Here is a 20661-nt window from a genome sequence, read left to right on the forward strand (position 1 = left end):
GTGGGAAGACTGCGTAAGCAGGATTCCCATAGCTGAAAGAGAAAGCCAGCGCCTTGAGACGCTGGCCTAGTAACGGTGGGCTTATAGCCCTAGTGCAAACCACCCTTTTGAAGGGTGGTGGTGACTTTCAAGGAAGATCCTGATCAGATCCGTTTCAGCTCATACTGTCTCGTGCCGAGACCGATCTTTTCCGCCTGATCGAGAGTCGCCTGCCATTCGATATTTGGGTTGGAATCCTTGAAATGATCATGGTGGCAGTGCCATCCCGGCTGGGAGAGATGTTCTCCAAGCTGGCTATTGGCGATTGGAGCTGCCTTCAGACAGGCATCCGCGCAGGCCTGGTCCAGAGCCACCGGATCGAAGCTTGCGAACATTCCGATATCCGGAAGGATCGGGGCATCATTTTCACCGTGGCAGTCACAGTTCGGACTGATATCCTGCACAAGGGAAATATGGAAGCACGGGCGGTCATAACAGACAGCCTGCGCGTACTCTGCCATCTTGCGGTCTAAAAGCTCGTTGGCATTGTAGTTCGGATTGTAGATAGCATCAAAGCTGCAGGCACCGATACAGCGGCCGCATCCTTTGCACTTGTCATAATCGATGACGGCTTTCTTATTTACATATGTAATAGCATCGCTTCCGCACTCCTTCGCACAGCGTCTGCAGCCGCGGCATAGCTTTTCACGGACGGACGGCTTCCCGCTTGCATGCTGCTGCATTTTTCCGGCACGGCTTCCGCAGCCCATACCGATGTTTTTGATGGCACCGCCGAAACCGGTGGACTCATGACCTTTGAAATGGGTCAGGCTGATAAAAACGTCGGCGTCCATAACCGCGTGTCCGATGAGGGCCGTCTTGCAGTACTCTCCGTTTACGACCGGAACTTCCACCTCGTCGGTTCCTCGAAGACCGTCACCGATGATGATCTGGCAGCCGGTGGAGATCGGGTTGAAGCCATTGAGGTTTGCACAGTCTAAATGATCCAGAGCATTTTTTCTGCTGCCCGGATACAGGGTGTTGCAGTCGGTCAGAAACGGCATGCCGCCCTGTTCCTTACAGAGATCTGCTACCGCTTTTGCGTAGTTTGGACGAAGGAAGGCGAGGTTTCCAAGTTCACCGAAATGCATTTTGATCGCGACGAATTTTCCGTCCATGTCAATGTTTTTGATTCCTGCAGCAACGCAGAGCTTTTTCAGCTTGTCCAACTGGCTGGTTCCAACCGAACACCGGAAATCGGTAAAATAAACCGTTGATTTTTCCATACTTATAAAGTCCTCCTTTAATAAATACTTCGCAACGCTCCAGTACCGTAAAGTCTGCGTTTTACTGCGGCGAGTACGGCCGGCGCGACCAGTGCGGTCAGCGCGCAGCCTGCTGAACCGTTACGATCTTTCTAATAAAAGTATCCCCGTAAGTCTTAAATTAGTCAAGGATAAATTTTGCAGAATTTTTTTAAGGATAAATTTTGCAGAAATTTTTACATTGTGGTATAGTAAACGGGAATCGGTGTGTGCCGATGCATACCAGAAACAAAAAAGGAAGCTGTGAAGAACAGTTATAAAAGGTGATCGTATGAACATAAGAAAACTGGCAAGACCAGCGGCAGCGCTTTTGGCCGCCGCAGCCCTGATGGCGGGGATCCCTGAACTTCGGATGGAAGCGCAGGCGGCGTTTCCGGAATACTTAAAATCCGTGACCTACTTCGGCGATGCCTGGCCGATCAACTACTGGGGAACTGAAGATGATAACATGGGGGCAAATTTTGCCCGCATCAAGGCGGACGGCTTCAACAGCATCATTCTCGTGATCCCGTGGAGAGAGTTTCAGCCGGGGGATATGGGAAATATGTACAATGAGGCTGCTTTCGCCAAGCTCGATCAGGTCATGAAGTGTGCGGATGACCACGGACTTATGGTGACGCTGCGGATCGGTTATTGCTGGGATTACAGCGGTGAAGCGTCCCTTCCGGAGCGATATGCCGGTGTGGTGCAGGACGGAAGCAATGACAGGAAGATGTGGATAGATTACTGTAAGACGATCTATGACCGGGTATCCGACTACGGGAACTTTCAGGGTGGATTTATTACCTGGGAGGACTTCTGGGACTATACGTCAAACATGGACCGGGATCTCACAAGAGCCCTCAGTATCCGTCTGGCATCCAGATGCGGATATCAGGATTACCTGAAGGCCCACTACTCCCTTGCGGAGGTCGGCGCGGTCTACGGAAAGACATTCCAGGATTATTCCGAGATCTGGATCCCGGAGAGAAAGCGCCCGGAGGCGAAGCTGTTTTTTGAGTTCTATGACAGCTTTTTAAATAAGCTCCTCTCCGAGAGTCAGGGAGTGTTCCCCGGACTATCCATGGAGGTTCGGTCCGACGGAGACCCGATCTACCAGCTGGATGGAAGCTATACCTACTATTCCCACTCCGCCACGTATCCGTGTGCCGATGCCGAGTACTCTGCTCTTATGTACAGCGTGTCCCTCGGACAGCAGAACGTGGGAGACCATATTTCCGCGGAAACAGCGCTGGCATCCATGCAGAACAGCATGAACGGTCTGGTGGAAAAGAGCGGAAAGAAGTATTTTATGGAGCAGTTCCTCTATGCGGATTCCACAGAGGCATTCTCCTACAATACCCAGATCGAGGAGTCTCAGGTGGCGGACTTTGTGAAGAGATCCGCTCCGATCTTAAAAGATACCACCTGCGGCTACGGTCTCTGGGTATACCGGAATTATGTAAATGATTGTGTATACAATGGTCAGTTCGCGCTGGGACTCACGGGGTGGGATACTACCGGAAATGTTGAGAAAACGGAACATGACAGATCAAAGGCAGTCACCCTGTCAAAAGACAGTGTGCTCAGCCAGAATGTCCATGGACGTCTTGGAAAAAGGGACAAGATCTATGTAAAATTCTGGGCGGCACCGAAGAACGGTGCAGCGAAGGTCACCTTCCAGATCGGTGACGCTAAAAAGTCGGTCCAGGTGACGGAAGCGGGAAATTATGAGTGTTCCATCCCGTGGCAGGAAAACTACAATCTCTCGATCACGACAGACCGAAGCGTGACACTGGACAATATTAAAATGTATTCCCACGAGCAGTACGGCAGGATCTATGACACAGACGGCAACGAGCAGGATCTTGCGGCGGCGTTTCGGGAGTTAAATGCGGCACTGGATCAGACACAGACTTTGGAGCCTGTTCCGGCAGCCGATTCCAGTAAATAAAATTTCTGTAAAAAAAACATAAAGAAATTTGAAATTCCTACTTGCGGAATTGCTCAGACTACGATATAATCTCCGGGATAGTTTGACAGGGATCGATAAAAACCTGTCAGTATCCCGGAGATTTTTATGCGGGCAATGAGTCTAAGCCTGTGTCCGCATATCAGGAATGTTTTGGAGAGCCGCCCCAAAGCTTATGTTTCCGGGTGTGTTGCGCGGTTAAAAAAAGGAGGATTACATGGAGAAAAAGAAAAGTTCACTCGCTGTCAGAATGAGTATTTCCCTCGTCTGCGGTCTGGTAGCAGGTCTTCTGTTAATGTTCTTAAGAGAAAACCTCAACAGCACAGGCAAGGAAGCCGTATGGGCAACGATCAACAGCATCCTGTTCCAGGACATCACAGCGGCAGGCGCTGAAAAGGCACTCGGTATCTTCTATATTATTGGTCAGTTGTTTATCCGTTCTTTACAGCTTGTCATCGTACCGATGGTATTCACATCCATCACACTTGCGATCGGACAGATTTCCGATACAAGAACTCTCGGCAGAATTTCCGTAAAAACGATCGCAGGTTTCCTGATCTGCTCTTTCTTCGCATTACTTATGGCATGCGTAGTCGGAATCATGATCTACAATGCAGGTGTATTCAATATTCAGGTGGAGGGTCTTGAAGGTTCCGCCGGATCTACCGGTTCCAACCCGTTAAATGTGATCCTTAACATTGTTCCGTCCAATATCACAGCGGTATTCAGCACAAACACTTCCGTTCTCGCGATCGTGTTCTTAGCGGTTTCCCTCGGTCTCTGCATGAAGGCAGTCGGCGACGAGAAGAGCGCAACATTAAAGAAGCTCATCACAGAAGTAAACGATATCGTTGTTGTATTCTTAAACTACGTTGTTACAAAGTTTGGTCCGTTCGCGATTTTCGTTCTCCTTGCAAGAACATTCGCGACATACGGAATCAATCACTTAAAACCGGCTCTGGCATACGTTGTCGTAACCGTTATCCTGCTTCTCTTATTCCTCTTCGTAGGATACCCGATCTTTGTAGCAGTTACAACAAAGCAGAATCCGGTGAAGTTCGCAAAGAAGATCTTCCGTGTAGCAGTATTCGGATTCTCCACTTCCTCCAGTGCGGCTGCTCTTCCGCTTAACGTGAAGACGACCACAGAGGAGCTCGGTGTTGATGAGAAGATCGCTTCCTTCGTACTTCCGCTCGGTATGACCATCAACATGAACGGTACCGCGATCATGCAGGTCGTTGCGACTCTGTTTATCGCAGGCTGCGCAGGCTACGATGTAACCCTGTCCCAGCTCATCGTGATCGCTCTCTTAGCCCTGATCGCATCCGCCGGTACACCGGCAGCTCCGGGCGCAGGCGCGATCATCCTGTTCACGATCCTTTCCGGTCTTGGCTACATCAACGACGGTGCACTCTTAGCATACAGCCTGATCCTTGCGATCAACCGCCCGATCGAGATGTTAGTAACGGCGCTTAACGTTGTCGGCGACTCCGCAACTGCAATCTACGTTGCGAAATCCGAGGGAATGTTAAACGAGGATATCTACAATTCATAAGGAAAATACCGGCCTGGTTTACGGTCGGTGTGCAAAGCTCCGGAAGACCTGAGGGAAGAAGCCCAGGCCTTCCGGATTTTTTTATGTAACAGGAAATCCCGGGGAATTCCCTGTTACATAAAAAGGCACTGACGTGCCAAAGATGCGCACTCGCGCGAAGATGTAGACTGTCGCAAGCGACCGCGCGAGGCGCGAGAATGTGCCAAGGCACATTCTTTTTTATGAAACAGTGTGTCTGTGAAGCGCCTCCGCTTGACATTTTCTAAACAAATAAACAGAAAAATGTGATATGATAAAAACATGTGAAAGAGGCAGACAAGAACATTCAGTCTGCGGGGACAGGGGGAGCTTTATGACAGGAACCATGTTTTTCAACATGCTTTTAAATATCGGACTGCTGGTGCTTCTGGCAACGCTGCTCACCAATATGGCATCGGTGCGGAAGCTGTTCCGGGGAGAGAGCAGCACGATCATCCAGAAGATGGCGTTGGCAGTGATCTTCGGTGCCATCAGCATCGTGTCGACCTACACAGGGACAAAGACCGGCGGGGCCATCGTCAATACCCGCGTCATCGGCGTCCTGACCGCGGGGATCCTGGGAGGACCGTTTGTCGGAATGATGACGGCACTCATCGCCGGAGCCCACCGGTTCCTGTTTGATATCGGCGGCTTTACAGCAGCCTCCTGCGCGGTCTCAACGCTGGTGGAAGGCGTGCTGGGAAGTCTGGTCTATAAAAAGTACAAGGCAGGAGAGATGGACAGCGTCGATCTGTTTTTCCTGACTGCAGAGGCGGAGATCCTGCAGATGGTGATCATTCTGATGATCTCGAAGCCTCTCAGCGCGGCCATGGAGCTTGTGGGAAAGATTGCCGTCCCGATGATCGTCATGAATTCTGTGGGAATGGTGCTCTTTTTCAAGACCTTTGATATGGTATATATGCGAGAGGACAGTCTGTTTGCGGAGCGGATGCGTCTTTCCATGGGGATCGCGGACAAGAGTCTCGTCTATCTGAGAAAAGGTTTCGGAAAGCGGGAAAATATGGAAGCTGTGACTGATATCATTTTTGGTGAGATCCCATGTCAGGCGGTAATCATCACGGATGAAAAGGAAGTTCTGGCGGTGAGTTCCCTGATCGATGACAGCCGTTTCCGCCGGGAAAAGTTTCTGGAACATCTGACAGGACCGGCAAAAGGAATGAAAGCAGAATGTATCTGGGAGGAAGATCTCGATGAGGAGATACGGCCGCTGTTTCACTCCCTCGTGACGGTGACAGTTCCGGTCATGACCGGAGATGAGAAGATCGGAAGTCTGTCCATTGTCGTGAAAAAGAGACGCCGTGTGGAACGAAGCATCGGGGATTTTCTGGAGGAACTTGCGAAGATGTTTTCCACACAGTTAGGGGTCTACAATGTGGAATATCAGAAGAAATTGCGGAAAAAAGCGGAGTTTAAGGCGCTGCAGTCTCAGGTAAACCCGCATTTTCTCTACAACGCGCTGAATACGATCTCCTGCATCTGCGATGAGGATGCGGGAAAGGCCAGTGACCTGATCTTAACGTTAGCGTCCTACTACCGTCAGACTCTGGAGAACGACCAGTACATGCTGGATATCGATACGGAGATCAACCATGTCCGGACGTATCTGGAGATCGAGAAGGCGAGATTTGAGGAGAAGCTCCGGGTGGAGATCAACGTGGAAGACGGTCTCTCCTGTCAGGTCCCGTCCTTTATCCTGCAGCCCATCGTGGAGAACGCTGTCCGGTATGGAAACAGCGCGGACGGGGTGCGCAGAGTGGAGATCTCAGCAAAACGGGTGCAGAGCGGGCCCGGGGAGGAGCTGGTGAGGATCGGAGTCAGGGATCATGGAAAAGGTTTTGAACCGGAAGAGGCAGAGAGGATCCTGACCGGAAACAAGACCGGCAGCGTTGGATTAAAAAATGTGAATGAACGTTTGAAGAGTACATACGGAAAGCGTTATGGGCTGGAGATCCGGAATACGGATGACGGGGCGGATGTTTCGTTCTGTATTCCGTATCAGGCAGAGAGCTGACAGGAAAATACTGTGACCGGACGTAACTATTCAGTACCTTCATAGTTACGTGCAAAAATCCATTCCAGATCAGCTTCGCTGATGGGATTTTTGCCTTCCAGCCTATGTTTTCTTACGGTCAGCGCAGCAAGTGCGCAGACCTACTGAACAGTTACGACCGGACTATTTTATACATTGGGGAAACTATGAGAGACAGGGGGAGATGTTTTGAAGATCGCAGTGATCGATGATGAGAGACCGGCAAGAAAAATGCTGATCCGCAGGGTGAAGGAAGTGCGTCCGGACTGTGAGATTACGGAAGCGGAGAGCGGAGCGGACGCCTTAAAGATGTTTAATGAGGCAGATTCGTTTGATCTGATCTTTGTGGATATGGACCTCGGGGACATGGAGGGGACGACGCTGGCGGCCACGGCAAAACGGCTGTTTCCCGGGGCGAAGATCGTCTTTGCCACCGCCTATTCCCAGTATGCCGCGAAAGCGTACGAGATGGAGATCGATGACTATATTTTAAAACCGTTCGATCCGGAGCGGGTGCACCATGTTGTGAAAAAATGCATGGGGGAAGGAAAACGTGATCCTGCGGGGAAAATGGAGGAGCCGGAGGAAAAAACGGAACCGGCAGCAGCTGAAAAACAGGGAGCAGAGCAGGAAACCGCAGGCGTGGAAGAGAGGCGCGAATCAACGGTATTCGGCAAGATCCCTGTGACGGCCAGCCACGGAATCCTGTTTCTGGAGATCGCCCAGATCGTGTATGCGGAGACCGACGGACACGGCTGTGTGGTCCACACCACATCGAGATCCTATGAGGTCAACCAGCTTTTGGGAGAACTTGAGAAAAAGCTGGCGGACTTCGGATTCTTCCGGATCCATAAGAGTTATCTCATAAATCTGTCATTTATTTCGGAACTTTTCGCGGGCAGCGGAAACGGACTTTCCGTACATATGAAGGGGTATGAGAGCCGGGAACTCCCGGTGGGAAGAGAAAAACTGAAAACGTTAAAACAGCTGTTGAAGATCAGCTGACAGAAAGAGAAGCTGCGGCACTCCGTTCATGATGAAAGGAGTGCCGTTTGTGCAGATATCCATGCTGTTCATGCGGACCATCTTTAAATATTGTGCAAAATATACTATAATACATTTGCTTGAAGAAAAGAACTAAGCATAATGTATATTCAAGGAGGGATTTGTATGATTAGTTTTCTCGTCTGTCTGGCACTTTTAATCGGAGGCTACTTCGTTTACGGCAACCTCGTAAACAACATTTTCAGCCCGGATGACAGAGAGACACCGGCAGTCAGAATCAACGATGGCGTCGACTATGTGGTCATGCCCCAATGGAAGCTCTTTCTGATCCAGCTTCTTAATATCGCTGGTCTGGGCCCGATCTTCGGAGCCATGCAGGGTGCATTGTGGGGACCGATCGTATTCCTGTGGATCACCTTCGGTACGATCTTTGCAGGCGGTGTTCACGACTTCTTCTCCGGCATGATGTCCGAGAGAAACGACGGTGCTTCAATCTCAGAGGTGTGCGGAATCTACCTCGGCGGCCTGATGCAGAACGTAATGCGTGTATTCAGTGTTGTACTTCTTGTGATGGTCGGTACTGTTTTCGCAGTTGGTCCGGCCGGTCTGATCGTAACCCTGTTCAGCAACAGCGGAGCACAGGGCATGGTCGCAAACAAAGAGATGTGGCTCTGGATCATTCTGGCTTACTATTTTATCGCAACCTTTATTTCTATCGACAAGATCATTGGTAAGATCTATCCGATCTTTGGTATCTGCCTGATCATCATGGCACTCGGTGTTGCTTTCGGTATCTTCACAAAACCGGAATATGTGATCCCGGAGATCTGGAGCAATTTCAGAAACATGCATCCGAGTGGAACACCGATATGGAGCTTCATGTTCATCACCGTTGCCTGCGGTGCGATCTCCGGTTTCCACGCAACACAGTCACCTCTTATGGCGCGCTGCATGAAATCTGAGAAACAGGGTCATTTCGTATTCTACGGAGCAATGGTATGTGAAGGCATTATCGCCCTGATCTGGGCAGCAGCAGGATGCTCTCTCTACGAAGTAACAGGTGGTTTAAACACAGGTCTCGCAGAGATCATGAAGAACGGTCAGTCCGCAGCCATCTATGATGTCTGCCAGAAGACCATGGGCGGTGTCGGCATTGCTCTTGCCATGTTAGGTGTTATCGCCTGCCCGATCACTTCCGGTGATACAGCATTCAGAAGCGCACGTTTAACACTTGCTGACTGGTTCAAGGTTGACCAGAAGAACTGGAAGAACCGTCTGCTTCTCTGCGTACCGTTACTTGGAATCGGCGCTATCGTCGGACATATGGATTACAGCATCGTATGGAGATACTTCAGCTGGACAAACCAGACACTGGCTATGATCGTTCTCTGGACAGCAAGCATGTACCTCTACAAGGCAAAGAAGAACTACTGGCTCACAGCAGTTCCGGCAACCTTCATGAGCGCTGTTTCCATGACATATTTCTTCTGCGCAAAAGAGTGCTTAAACCTCGGTACTGCAGTTGCGTATCCGGTAGGCATCGTACTTGCGGTCGTATTCCTTGGAATCTTCATCCGCGCAACGAAGAAACAGACCGTATAATGTAAGATTATAATGACACGAAAGACAGGCTGCAAAGCTGGGAGTGTCTGACTGCAGATGATGCAGAAAGTATAAGCTGCCCCGGTGAAAGGCTGAGGGCAGCTTATACTGGTTATTCAGTATTTGGGAGGCGAGAGTTATGTTCTTAAAACCGGCAAAACTTGGAGAAAAAGAGATCCCGGAGAGTATTCTTTTGGAGGACAAAAAACACTGTAAGAAGATCGGGCCCTGCGGAATCGGAAAAGAGGCATTATACCTCAACAGCTTTTATCTGGAGCGGCGCTTTTACATCCCGGTATCTTCCGTCTCCCGTGTCTTTAAGCGCGTGGCGATGAGCAAAGGCGGATTCACCGGAAAGGGTCTGTTTGCGACGATGCCGTATCTGGTGGTTGTCTATGAGGACGGTAAGGAAAAACAGTGCAACTTTAAGTATGAGGACCAGGTGGACGCTTTTGTGGCATCCGTGAAGGAACGGTTCCCGCAGGTAAAGACCGTGAGTGAAGCGGCGGAAAAGCGCCTTGCGGAAGCTGAAAAAAAGCAGGCGGAGAAATGTCTCGTTCCGCTTTCTGAGCAGGCGAAGGAGACGGTAAATGTTCTGGAACAGGCAAAAACAGCCCTCACGAAGCGGTTGTCCCTGTTCACAGAGCTCACCAATGCGGCAAAGAAAAAGAGAACGTATGAGAAGACAAAGCCGTTTTACAAATGGCTCGCCTTATTCATGGTAGTCATGGGGGCGGCGGCACTTGCATACGGAGTGTTCTCCTTTATGAATCATGACGCGTTTGCCGTATACTTTGTCCTCTTCGGAATGGCGGCGATCTTCCTGTTCTCCGGAGCGAATGTCATGCCGACGAGTACGAATAACCGGAAAGCCATCGAAAAACGTCTTGCGGCGGCGGAAGAAGCCGTTACAGGCTATGTGGATAGTCTCCATCTCGGACTTCCGGTTCCGTCCTGTTATCTTCATCCGGTGACTGTAGAGCGGATGCAGCGTGCTGTCCGTGAGGGGCGCGCCGAGTCTGTGGAGGACGCGTTTGCCGTTGTAAAAAATGATCTGAAAAAGATTAACGCGGATGTATCCGTTACCCAGGAGGAATTCGACGAGATCATGGCGATCAAGCCGGTGTTCTTAGTCAGAGATTACGCGTAGATGAAAAATTGACTGCCGTATCAGCAGGCGTATGCTGGACGGCAGTCTTGTTTTATAAAAATTAAGGATTCCTGGTATTATATAAAAACCGGGATGCCGCGCAGATAGACGGCATCCCGGTTTTCTTCATACGATTTTAATAGATTTCTGCTATTTGCCTGCAGCCATCTGATAGATCTTAAGCATATCTTCCGCTTCCAGCTTCTTCGCGGATCCCTTCGGGCCGCCTGCAGCGATTCTCGCGTTTTTCGCCATGGTCTCAAGCTGTTCTTCTGTCGGATCGATGCCGAGTTCCTTTAAGTTTGTCGGCATATTGATGGCGCGGTAGAAGTCTTCCATGGCCTCGATGCCCTTTAAACCCGTCTCCATATCATCTTTTCCAGGATCAACACCCATGACATTCACTGCAAATTTTGCGAACCGCGGTGTACAGTTATCGATCACATATCTCGCCCAGCTTCCCCAGATCGCAGCCAGTCCGGCACCGTGGGCAACATCGAACATGCCGCCGATCTCATGCTCTAAGAGGTGGGAGGCAAAGTCTCCGCCGTCGTTTCCGCAGCCGGTGAGACCGTTGTGGGAGAGACTTCCGGACCACATCACCTCGGCTCTCGCGTCATAGTTATCCGGATCGTTCACAAGGATCTTCGCGTTCGTGATCACAGTGCGCATAAGACCTTCCGCAATGGCATCGGTGATCTCCATATTTCCGCCGTTTGTGAAATAGCGCTCCATGGTATGCATCAGAATATCGGTGCAGCCGCAGGCTGTCTGGTACGGCGGGAGAGTCATTGTGATCTCCGGGTTCATGACAGCGAATACAGGGCGGGAGATATCATTGTTGTAGCCGCGCTTTTCCAGTGTTTCATCGTTTGTGATAACAGAGCTGTTGCTCATCTCGCTTCCGGAAGCCGCGATGGTCAGAACAACGCCGATCGGAAGGCATGCGGATGCCTGACGTGTGTGCTCATAGAAATCCCAGACATCACCGTCGTTCGCGAGACCGTAACCGATGGCTTTCGCGGAGTCGATGACACTGCCGCCGCCGACAGCGAGAAGAAAATCAACGCCCTCCTTTCTGCAGAGCTCGATTCCCTCGCGGACCAGGGAAAGACGCGGATTTGGGACAACGCCGCCGAGTTCCACATAGGTGACTCCGGACGCGTCCAGGGACTCTTTGATCCGTCCAAGAAGACCAGAGCGGATCACGCTGCCGCTTCCGTAGTGGAGCAGGACTTTTTTACAGTTTACATTTTTTACAAGCTTTCCGATCCGGTATTCGGTTTCTTTTCCGAATACGACGCGGGTCGGGGTATAGAAATTAAAATTAAACATAAGACACCCTCCTGATAGATCAAGTATACTAAGGATCGCAGTGATCTGCAAGAAATACCTCCGGAATTTTCCGGATTTCCGGAAGTGTACCTGACACAGATTTTACACAGGCTTTAGATGATGACGGCAGCAGATTTTACAGAGGACGCATAGGATAAAGGCAGAAGCTGACAGACAGGTATAAAAGAAAAAGGCAGAGACGATCTGCAGGAGGAAACACATTATGAAAAAAATAAGACTGACAGCGCTTACTATGGCGGGATTGATGGCGGCGGCATCCATGACCGGCTGCGGTGCGAAAACAACGGAGACCACAGCGGCTCCGGAGACAACGACAGCGGCAGCAGGGACGATGGCGGCAGAGACAACAACTGTGGCGGAGACGGCTGGGAAGGTGTCCCAGACCAAACCGCTTGTAGTATATTTAAACGACTTCGATGAGATTATCCCGGAGATGTTTAAAAAGGCGACCGGATATGATGTGGAAGTCGTAGCAGGAAACGGTGCGGAGACGCTTGCAAGGATCGAGACGGAGGGCGACAACCCACAGTGGGATATCGTATGGCTGGATTCCATGCCAAGCATCAACTCTCTCGGAAAGAAGGGAATGCTTCTCACAGACTGGGAACCATCTAACGCGGGAAACCTCACCGATTTCTTTAAGGAGATCGTTCCGGCGGACAAGGCATACTATCCGACCGGGGCACACGCGGCAGGCGTGATCGCGTACAGGAATGATGTTTTCACAGAAGAAACAGCTCCGAAGACCTGGGAAGACTTCGCAAAACCGGAATATAAAGATAAGATCGGAATTGCAGACCCGAGCGTAGCGGCTCCGGCATATCCCTTCGTGTCATACTTCTTCAACTCGAAGGGAATGGACAGCGGAAAAGAGTACTTCAGTTCCTTATTTGAAAATGGCTTAAAGGTCTATCCGAAGAACCCGCAGGTGGTTCAGGCCCTTGCCAGCGGTGAGATCGCGGTGGCAGGACTTCAGGAGAGCAACGCATACGGCATGATCGCTTCCGGAGAGCCGATCAGCATCATCTGGCCGGAAGAAGGTGCACCGGCATCTGTCCGTGTGGCAGCGATCAGCGCAAAGACAGATCAGCCGGAGGTTGCAAAAAAATTCATCGAATTCCTTTTAAAGCCGGAGACACAGCAGCAGCTTGTGGATGCGGGAGATGAAGGATATTTTGAACCGTCCGTTGCAGGTGTAAACGAAAAAGAAGACCGTGAGAAAGATGGAAAGCTTGTCTATGCTGAGGCATCCTGGGCATCTGAACACGAAGCAGAGATCAAGGAGTGGTTTGCAGATGAGTCCGCGAAATAGTGGTAAATTAAGAAGTGCGGCACATAGAGGACAGGCAGAAGGGGCGATCGGCTGGATCGTCCTTTCCGTGCTTGCAGTTTTAATTATTTTGCCGCTGGGGGCCGTTCTTTTACAGATCGTAAGTCCCGGTTTTTTTGGAAATACGGAAAAAGCAGATGGAATGAGCCTGCTCTTTGAGGTCTTTGAAAAACCGCTCTGGTATAAGGCGCTCGGAAATTCCATGTCTCTTGGCATCTGGACGACATTTTTCGGTACGGTGTTTGGGGCGTTTCTTGCAAATTTCCGGGTAAAATGGGAGTTTAAGACAGCGAAACTTTTAGACATCGCGGCGTGGATCCTGATGATCATGCCGTCCTTCATCATTGCCCAGGGCTGGGTCTATTTCGCTTCCGGAAACGGGATCGCGAGATCCTGGCTTCACTGGGACAACATAAGCAGTCTGGTATTCAGCTTTCCGGGTCTGGTGTTTATCATGGTACTCAACAAGTTCCCGTTCGCTTATGTAACGATCAAGGCGGCTCTGGAGTGGAAACCGGAACGGCTGTCTCTGGCAGCAAGAATGAATGGGGCATCTCCGTGGGAAGAGTGGAAGACTGTGCAGGCACCTTTGTGCATTCCGGCCTATTGTTCCGCGGCGATCCTGATCTTTATGGATACGATCGGTGATTTCGGACTTCCGGCAGCGATCTCCGGAGTATATCGTTTCCCGACACTGCCATACGCGATCTACACGGCACTTTACAGTTCCCCGATCCGTCTGGATATGGCAGGCGTGTTATCCTTCTATCTGGTACTGATCATCATCGCAGCCATGCTCGTCCAGTATCGGATCATTGGGAAAAAACGGTACGATTTCCTTGATACGGGAACCGTGAAAGCGGTGCCGGTCCGCCCTGCCGCCGGAATCGGGATCCTTCTCAATCTTTCAGGTGCGTTCCTTGCGTTTCTCACGCTGTTTGTTCCGCTTGGTTCCACGGTTGTCATGTCCTTCTCCGACTCGATCTCCGTTGCAAATTTCAGTTTCACGTTAAAGAATTATGAGAAGGTCATCGTAGACAGCAAAGAGCTCTTAAATGGTCTGGAGCATTCCCTGATGATTGCCTTTGCGGCAGCCATCATTGGGCTGGTTCTCGGATTTTTCGTTTCCTATGTGCTGAACTATTCAGACTTCGTTTTAAAGCGCGTGATCGATGTGCTGTCCCTGGTTGCGCTGGCGGTTCCGGGAGTGGTTTTAGGTATCGGCTATATCTTTGTATGGAATCAGAGCTGGATAGAGGCAATGGGGCTTAAGATGTACGGAACGCCCAGGATCATTGTCCTTGCCAGCGTTGCGGCGGCGATCCCGGTCATCACGAGAGTTCTGACCGGCGGCATGGCAAAGATCCCGAGACCGATCCTGTTTGCAGCCCGGCTTTCCGGTGCCGGTCTTATCACACGGGTCCGGACGATCCTCTGGCCTCTCTTAAAGGCAACCGTCCTGTCCGCGTTTTTGTCCGCATTTGGCGGAAGCGTGTTCAACCTTGCGATCAATACGATCCTCTATCCGCCGAATTACCAGACACTGCCGGTCTACATCAGCAAAGGAGTGGAAAATCTGAAATTCGGATATTCCGCAGCGGCAACAGTGTTTGGCGGCGGAATCGTGGTCCTTCTCATTCTGGCGATGGAACTTTTGGGAAGAGACTGGAAGAGAAAGCCGGAAAAAGAACGAAGATCAGAAAAACTGCACGGAAAGCTTGACTTTAGAGGCAGGGAAATGCCGGGAGAAAATATGGCGGAACATGGGACGGCAGCCGGAGCATTCACGGCTTCCGCTGTTTCATCGGTTTCTGCGGCAAAGAGCGTATAGGTATGTGGAAGCTGTTTTAGGAGGAAGATATGGATATTCAGAATCAGGAAGTCATCTTAAAAATAGAAGGTCTGACAAAAAGCTTTGGAAAGACGGAAGTGCTTAAGGGAATCAGCATGGAAGTCCATAAAAACGAGATCATCAGCGTATTGGGTCCGTCCGGCTGCGGAAAATCCACCTTGCTGAACATTATCGCAGGCATGCTGGCTCCCGATGGCGGGCGCGTGACCATGAACGGGCAGGTGATCTCTGAGGCGGGAAAAGTCCTGCCTCCGGAGAAACGCCATATGAACATGGTGTTTCAGGATTTTGCACTGTGGCCGCATATGACAGCGTATGATAACATTGCTTACGGCTTAAAGCGGAGCAAAACCGGAAAAGAGGAGACCGAGGAGCGGGTACAGGAGCTCTTAAAGCTCCTGCATCTGGAGGGACTGGAAAAACGGTATCCGGCGGAGCTTTCCGGCGGTCAGCAGCAGAGAGTCGCGATCGCCCGGGCACTGATCACGAAGCCGGATATTCTCCTGATGGATGAGCCGCTCTGCAATCTGGATGTCCAGCTCCGCGTGGAGATGAGAACCGAAATGGCGTTCTTGTTCCGGAAGCTTGGGACAACCGTCTTTCACGTCACCCATGACCCGTCGGAGGCGTTCGCGATGGCGGACCGGATTGTGATCATGAACAGGGGAAATATCGACCAGATCGATTCCCCGAAAAACTGTTACAGGAATCCGGGAACGGAGTCGGCGGCGGCTCTTTTAGGTGCAGGAAACCGGGTACATGGATACGCGAGGGAGGACGGCGGCACGCAGATCGATCTCGGCGGCAGTGTCTGCGGAACACTCGGAAGGAACGGGATCCGCAAAGATGATATGGTGACTGTCCGCTTCCGCGCGGAGAACACGGTGTGGACCGGAAGCGAACGGCAGGAGAACAGCTTTCCGGTGGCGGTCGAGTATTCCTCCTTTGAGGGGGATTATTACCGCGTTATGGCGAAGATGGGAATGGGAGAACCGCTCTGCTTCTTAAGCCGTGACTATCTGGAAAAAGGTACGGAAGGCTACGTGAATGTGGAAGGGGACCGTCTCTATGTGTACGGCCCGGAGACAGCGGCATGAGCGGGAACCTGTATCTGATGAGCGACGTTCACGGATATTTTATTCCCTTTCTGCAAATACTGAAAAAGATCCGGTTTGAGGATGCGGACCGGATGGTGATCCTGGGGGATCTTGTGGCGAAAGGACCGGATTCCCTGGGACTTTTGCGCTTTGTGATGGAACATAAGAATATTCTGGCGCTGAGAGGGAATCATGAACAGCGGCTCTTACAGTATTTTGGAACAGACCGCGCGGCCGGGATCCCGGATTCCACGATGCGGTCCTGGGTGGCCGGAGACGGGGCGGGGATCATCAGGCAGATGAATATGCTGTCAGGGACAGGACGCAGGAAGGTTCTGGAGTTTATCGGAACGATGCCGTTATGGGCAGTCATGGAGATCTGCGGCAGGAAGTATGTGCTGGTTCACGGAGCGCCGGATAATGAAATGAAAAAAGAACTTCTGGCAGGGCAAAAAGATCCCGGAGGGAAAAGAAAAACAGCGGATTATGATATCCTCATAAACCGTTATGAATCCCCGGATTCGGATAACCGGCTTCCGGCGGGAATGACTGCCGTTGTGGGACACACGCCGACGTTCAAATATGGGACACAGTATGCAGGAGATATGATCATCAAGGACGATAAGATTTTTCTGGACTGCGGAGCCGGTCAGGGCTATGGATTGGGCTGTCTGGAAATATTGTCTGGCAATGACAAAAATTCCTATCGAAAATACTTTACAAATACGGAGAACGGGAGTATATTGTAAACAACCGCTGATGGAAATGACGGTCAGCGATGGGACAATTCAATAATACGTCTTCAGGGCAGGGTGCAAGTCCCTACCGGCGGTAAAGCCCGCGAGCCGAGAGGCATGATCCGGTGAGATTCCGGGGCCGACAGTATAGTCTGGATGAAAGAAGAATTTCAGGTTTGTTTGTGATATGCGGAAGCGATCCGGTGTTCGAAAAAAGAGGACAGGATCGAGAGATTCCGGATCACGGAAGATCGGATCGGTAGCTCTGGAATAGGAAACTGTTTCAGGGCTTTTTTGTGTAATAGGAGATTGATCCGGGAAAGCTGTGAATAGCAGAGAAAGTTATATTTCCGAATGAAACAACGGACCGAATATGGAAAACCCTGTAGGCATCTGCTTTACAGGGCTTTTTTTAACAGAAAATTCCTATGGAACTTCCTGCTTGCGCCCGTAAGGCAGGTTTGCGGAAAGGAGTGAAAAAGATGACGGACCGGGATTATATGCTGCGGGCCATTGAGCTTGCAAAAGGGGGACTTGGCTGGACGAGTCCGAATCCCCTCGTGGGAGCCGTGATCGTGAAAGACGGAAGGATCATAGGGGAAGGTTATCATGAACGGTGCGGCCAACTCCACGCGGAGCGAAATGCCATTGCGTCGCTTACGGAAAGCGCGGAGGGCGCGACACTCTATGTGACGTTAGAGCCGTGCTGCCATTACGGAAAGACACCGCCCTGCACGGAGGCGATCCTCGAGCAGAAGATCGCAAGAGTTGTGATCGGCTCAAGAGATCCGAATCCCCTGGTAGCAGGAAAAGGCGCGGCGATCCTAAGAGCAGCGGGAGTCCGGGTGGAAGAGGACTTTATGCGGGAGGAATGCGATGAGTTAAATCCGGTATTCTTCCATTACATCACAAAGAAAACGCCCTATGTGGTCATGAAATACGCCATGACGGCGGACGGAAAGATCGCTGCGCGGACCGGTGACTCCAAGTGGATTACAGGAGAAAGCGCAAGGAAAAAGGTGCAGGAGCTGCGCCACCGGTATATGGGGATCATGGCGGGGATCGGTACGGTCCTGGCAGACGATCCGATGTTGAACGTCCGGATCCCCGGGCTGAAGAGCCCGGTGCGGATCATTTGTGACAGCGGACTCAGGATCCCGATGGATTCACAGCTCGTGAAGACGGCAAAGGAGTACCGGACCATCGTAGCGTATGCGGGGGAATGTTCCGGGGAATGCTGTAAAGAAGCGGAAAAGAAAGCGGAACAGCTTCACGCGGCGGGTGTGGAGACCGTGTCGGTCCCGGACGCAGACGGGCGTGTGGACCTTGGGAAGCTCATGGAATATCTCGGAAACCAGGGCATAGACAGTGTACTTTTAGAGGGCGGCGGTACCTTAAATGACGCGGCGCTGTCAGCCGGGATCGTAAACGAGATCTGCGCGTTTATCGCCCCGAAGATTTTCGGCGGTGCTGATGCGAAGACTCCGGTTTCCGGGATCGGTGTGGCGCATCCGGCGGAAGCCGTGATGCTGACGCTGAGACAGGTGGAGACGATCGGGGACGATCTGATGCTCAGATATTCAGTAGATTGAAAATGGGAAAGGAAATGAGATCATGTTTACAGGGATTGTAGAAGAACTCGGACAGGTGAAGGCACTTTCCCTGCGCGGAAATTCCGGTACGCTGACGGTAAAAGCGAAAAAGGTTCTGGAAGGAACAAAGATCGGTGACAGCATCGCGGTCAATGGTGTCTGCCTTACGGTCACGAATATGAAAAATAGCGAGTTTTCCGCCGACGTGATGGCGGAGACTGTGAGGAGAAGCAGCCTCGGAGCACTGCAGGCTGGAAGTTATGTAAACCTGGAGCGGGCCATGGCGGCGGACGGCAGATTCGGCGGTCATATCGTTTCCGGTCACATTGACGGAACCGGGCAGATCGAATCGATGAGACGGGAAGAGAATGCAGTCTGGGTCACGATCGCATGTGCAGATAAGATCCTGGATCTGATCGTGGAAAAAGGTTCGATCTGCATCGACGGGATCAGCCTCACGGTGGCGGCGGTGACAAATCGGAGCTTTTCAGTGTCGGTGATCCCGCATACCGGCGAGGAGACAACGCTTTTGAAGAAAAAAGCAGGAGAGCCGGTCAATCTGGAAAACGACATTGTGGGGAAATATATTCAGAAATTTGTGGATATCGGAAGAAATTCCGGTGCGGACCGGGGAAAAGCGGAGGACGGCAAGGATGCCGGGGACAGCACGAAAGGAAACCCCGGTCTCAGCATGGAGTTCCTTCAGAAATATGGATTTTAAAACAGATGCTTTGAAGATATTTAGAAACATCCAGAAAATATGAGATCAGAGCGGTTAAAGTTTCAGCAGTAGGAATCCTGCTGAAAGAAAAACTTTTAATAAAGGACTCTGGAAAGGCAGGAAAATATGAACGAGCAATACAACACAATCGAAGAAGCGATCGAAGATCTGCGGGCGGGAAAAATCATTCTCGTGACAGACGACCCGGACAGGGAGAATGAGGGTGATATGATCTGCGCGGCAGAGTTCGCGACACAGGCAAATATCAATTTTATGGCAAGCCACGCAAAGGGACTGATCTGTACGCCGATGAGCGCGGCAGTGGCAGAGCGGCTGGGACTTCCGCAGATGGTATCCGAGAACACGGATAACCACTGTACGGCATTCACGGTCTCCATTGACCATGTGGACACGACAACAGGAATTTCCGCGGCGGAGCGCTCTTACACGATGATGAAATGCGTGGACCCGGCGACAAAGCCCCAGGATCTCAGAAGACCGGGACACGTATTCCCACTTGTAGCAAGACGGGGCGGAGTGCTCGTGAGAAACGGCCACACCGAGGCAACCGTTGACCTTATGCGTCTGGCGGGACTTTCCGAGTGCGGCGTGTGCTGTGAGATCATGGAGGAAGACGGAACCATGATGCGGACCACGAATCTGTGGAAGCTGGCGAAGGAGTACGGACTGAAATTTATCACGATCAAGGAACTGCAGGATTACTGCCGTGTCCATGAAAAACATGTGGTGCAGGAAGCCTGCGCGGACATGCCGACCCAGTATGGACACTTTAAGATCTACGGCTATGTGAACGATATTACCGGCGAGCACCATGTGGCTCTTGTGAAAGGTGATATCGGGGACGGCGAGGATGTGCTCTGCCGCGTGCATTCCGAGTGCCTGACCGGGGATGTGTTCGGTTCCATGCGCTGTGACTGCGGAAAACAGCTCCAGACCGCGATGCGCCAGGTGGAGGCGGAAGGCCGTGGCATCATCCTCTACATGCGCCAGGAAGGCCGTGGCATCGGTCTGATCAACAAACTGAAGACGTATGTGCTTCAGGAGCAGGGCTTTGACACGGTGGAGGCCAATATCAAGCTTGGTTTTGCTCCGGATCTCAGGGAATACTGGATCGGGGCACAGATCTTAAGGGATCTCGGTGTGAAGTCCTTAAGACTTCTCACGAACAATCCGGAGAAGATCTACGGACTTTCCGGCTTCGGACTTGAGATCCATGAGCGCGTGCCGATCGAGATCGATCCGCAGCAGTACGACAGTTTCTATCTGAAGACGAAGCAGGACAAGATGGGGCATATCTTTACAAAAATTAAAGTGTGATAG

At 51.3% G+C, this 20661-nt stretch carries 15 protein-coding genes and 1 riboswitch; of the genes, 13 read left to right on the plus strand and 2 right to left on the minus strand.

What is annotated here, in order from left to right:
- Positions 1 to 143: 143 nt before the first annotated feature.
- A complete protein-coding gene (locus FN001_RS17250) occupies positions 144 to 1265 on the minus strand; it encodes a DUF362 domain-containing protein (RefSeq protein WP_142412676.1) in 1122 nt (373 codons plus the stop codon).
- Between the two features lie 310 nt (positions 1266 to 1575).
- On the opposite strand from FN001_RS17250, the gene FN001_RS17255 reads away from it, so the two are divergent.
- The 6 genes from FN001_RS17255 to FN001_RS17280 all read left to right on the plus strand — a co-directional run bounded on the left by FN001_RS17255 (position 1576) and on the right by FN001_RS17280 (position 10635).
- Positions 1576 to 3237, plus strand: coding sequence for a glycoside hydrolase family protein (locus tag FN001_RS17255; protein ID WP_142412677.1), 1662 nt, complete (start codon positions 1576 to 1578; stop codon positions 3235 to 3237).
- Between the two features lie 235 nt (positions 3238 to 3472).
- Complete coding sequence (locus FN001_RS17260; protein ID WP_117469123.1) at positions 3473 to 4810, plus strand: dicarboxylate/amino acid:cation symporter; 1338 nt, start codon at positions 3473 to 3475, stop codon at positions 4808 to 4810.
- 352 nt (positions 4811 to 5162) lie between these two features.
- Positions 5163 to 6860 carry a LytS/YhcK type 5TM receptor domain-containing protein gene (locus FN001_RS17265; protein WP_142412678.1) on the plus strand — a complete coding sequence of 566 codons (1698 nt, stop codon included), beginning with the start codon at positions 5163 to 5165 and terminating at the stop codon, positions 6858 to 6860.
- A gap of 207 nt (positions 6861 to 7067) precedes the next feature.
- On the plus strand, positions 7068 to 7883 hold the full coding sequence (locus FN001_RS17270) for a LytR/AlgR family response regulator transcription factor (protein ID WP_142412679.1): 816 nt from the start codon (positions 7068 to 7070) through the stop codon (positions 7881 to 7883).
- A gap of 165 nt (positions 7884 to 8048) precedes the next feature.
- On the plus strand, positions 8049 to 9485 hold the full coding sequence (locus tag FN001_RS17275; protein WP_142412680.1) for a carbon starvation CstA family protein: 1437 nt from the start codon (positions 8049 to 8051) through the stop codon (positions 9483 to 9485).
- A gap of 139 nt (positions 9486 to 9624) precedes the next feature.
- Complete coding sequence (locus tag FN001_RS17280; protein ID WP_142412681.1) at positions 9625 to 10635, plus strand: ATPase P; 1011 nt, start codon at positions 9625 to 9627, stop codon at positions 10633 to 10635.
- Positions 10636 to 10785: 150 nt separating this feature from the next.
- Here the strand turns inward: FN001_RS17280 and FN001_RS17285 are convergent, their stop codons facing one another.
- Complete coding sequence (locus tag FN001_RS17285) at positions 10786 to 11970, minus strand: iron-containing alcohol dehydrogenase (protein WP_142412682.1); 1185 nt, start codon at positions 11968 to 11970, stop codon at positions 10786 to 10788.
- 223 nt (positions 11971 to 12193) lie between these two features.
- On the opposite strand from FN001_RS17285, the gene FN001_RS17290 reads away from it, so the two are divergent.
- The 7 genes from FN001_RS17290 (at position 12194) to FN001_RS17320 (ending at position 20658) form a co-directional block, all read left to right on the plus strand.
- Entirely contained in the window at positions 12194 to 13303 is a 1110-nt protein-coding gene (locus FN001_RS17290) for an extracellular solute-binding protein (RefSeq protein WP_142412683.1), read from the plus strand.
- Positions 13287 to 15152: an ABC transporter permease gene (locus tag FN001_RS17295; RefSeq protein WP_142412684.1), complete on the plus strand. Its 1866-nt coding sequence runs from the start codon at positions 13287 to 13289 to the stop codon at positions 15150 to 15152. The genes FN001_RS17290 and FN001_RS17295 overlap by 17 nt, the downstream gene beginning before the upstream one ends.
- Before the next feature lie 29 nt (positions 15153 to 15181).
- Positions 15182 to 16270, plus strand: coding sequence for an ABC transporter ATP-binding protein (locus FN001_RS17300; RefSeq protein ID WP_142412685.1), 1089 nt, complete (start codon positions 15182 to 15184; stop codon positions 16268 to 16270).
- On the plus strand, positions 16267 to 17019 hold the full coding sequence (locus tag FN001_RS17305) for a metallophosphoesterase (RefSeq protein WP_142412686.1): 753 nt from the start codon (positions 16267 to 16269) through the stop codon (positions 17017 to 17019). The genes FN001_RS17300 and FN001_RS17305 overlap by 4 nt, the downstream gene beginning before the upstream one ends.
- 45 nt (positions 17020 to 17064) lie before the next feature.
- Positions 17065 to 17179, plus strand: a riboswitch (FMN riboswitch).
- Positions 17180 to 17489: 310 nt separating this feature from the next.
- Positions 17490 to 18599 (plus strand): bifunctional diaminohydroxyphosphoribosylaminopyrimidine deaminase/5-amino-6-(5-phosphoribosylamino)uracil reductase RibD, encoded by a 1110-nt coding sequence (gene ribD / locus FN001_RS17310; RefSeq protein ID WP_142412687.1) that lies wholly within the window; start codon positions 17490 to 17492, stop codon positions 18597 to 18599.
- A 22-nt stretch (positions 18600 to 18621) separates the two neighbouring features.
- Positions 18622 to 19320, plus strand: a complete 699-nt coding sequence (gene ribE, locus FN001_RS17315; protein ID WP_142412688.1) for a riboflavin synthase — start codon at positions 18622 to 18624, stop codon at positions 19318 to 19320.
- Positions 19321 to 19446: 126 nt separating this feature from the next.
- Positions 19447 to 20658, plus strand: a complete 1212-nt coding sequence (locus FN001_RS17320) for a bifunctional 3,4-dihydroxy-2-butanone-4-phosphate synthase/GTP cyclohydrolase II (RefSeq protein ID WP_021904510.1) — start codon at positions 19447 to 19449, stop codon at positions 20656 to 20658.
- Positions 20659 to 20661 lie beyond the last annotated feature (3 nt).

This window comes from Clostridium sp. Marseille-P7770, from assembly GCF_902143525.1.
GTDB lineage: Bacteria > Bacillota > Clostridia > Lachnospirales > Lachnospiraceae > Pilosibacter.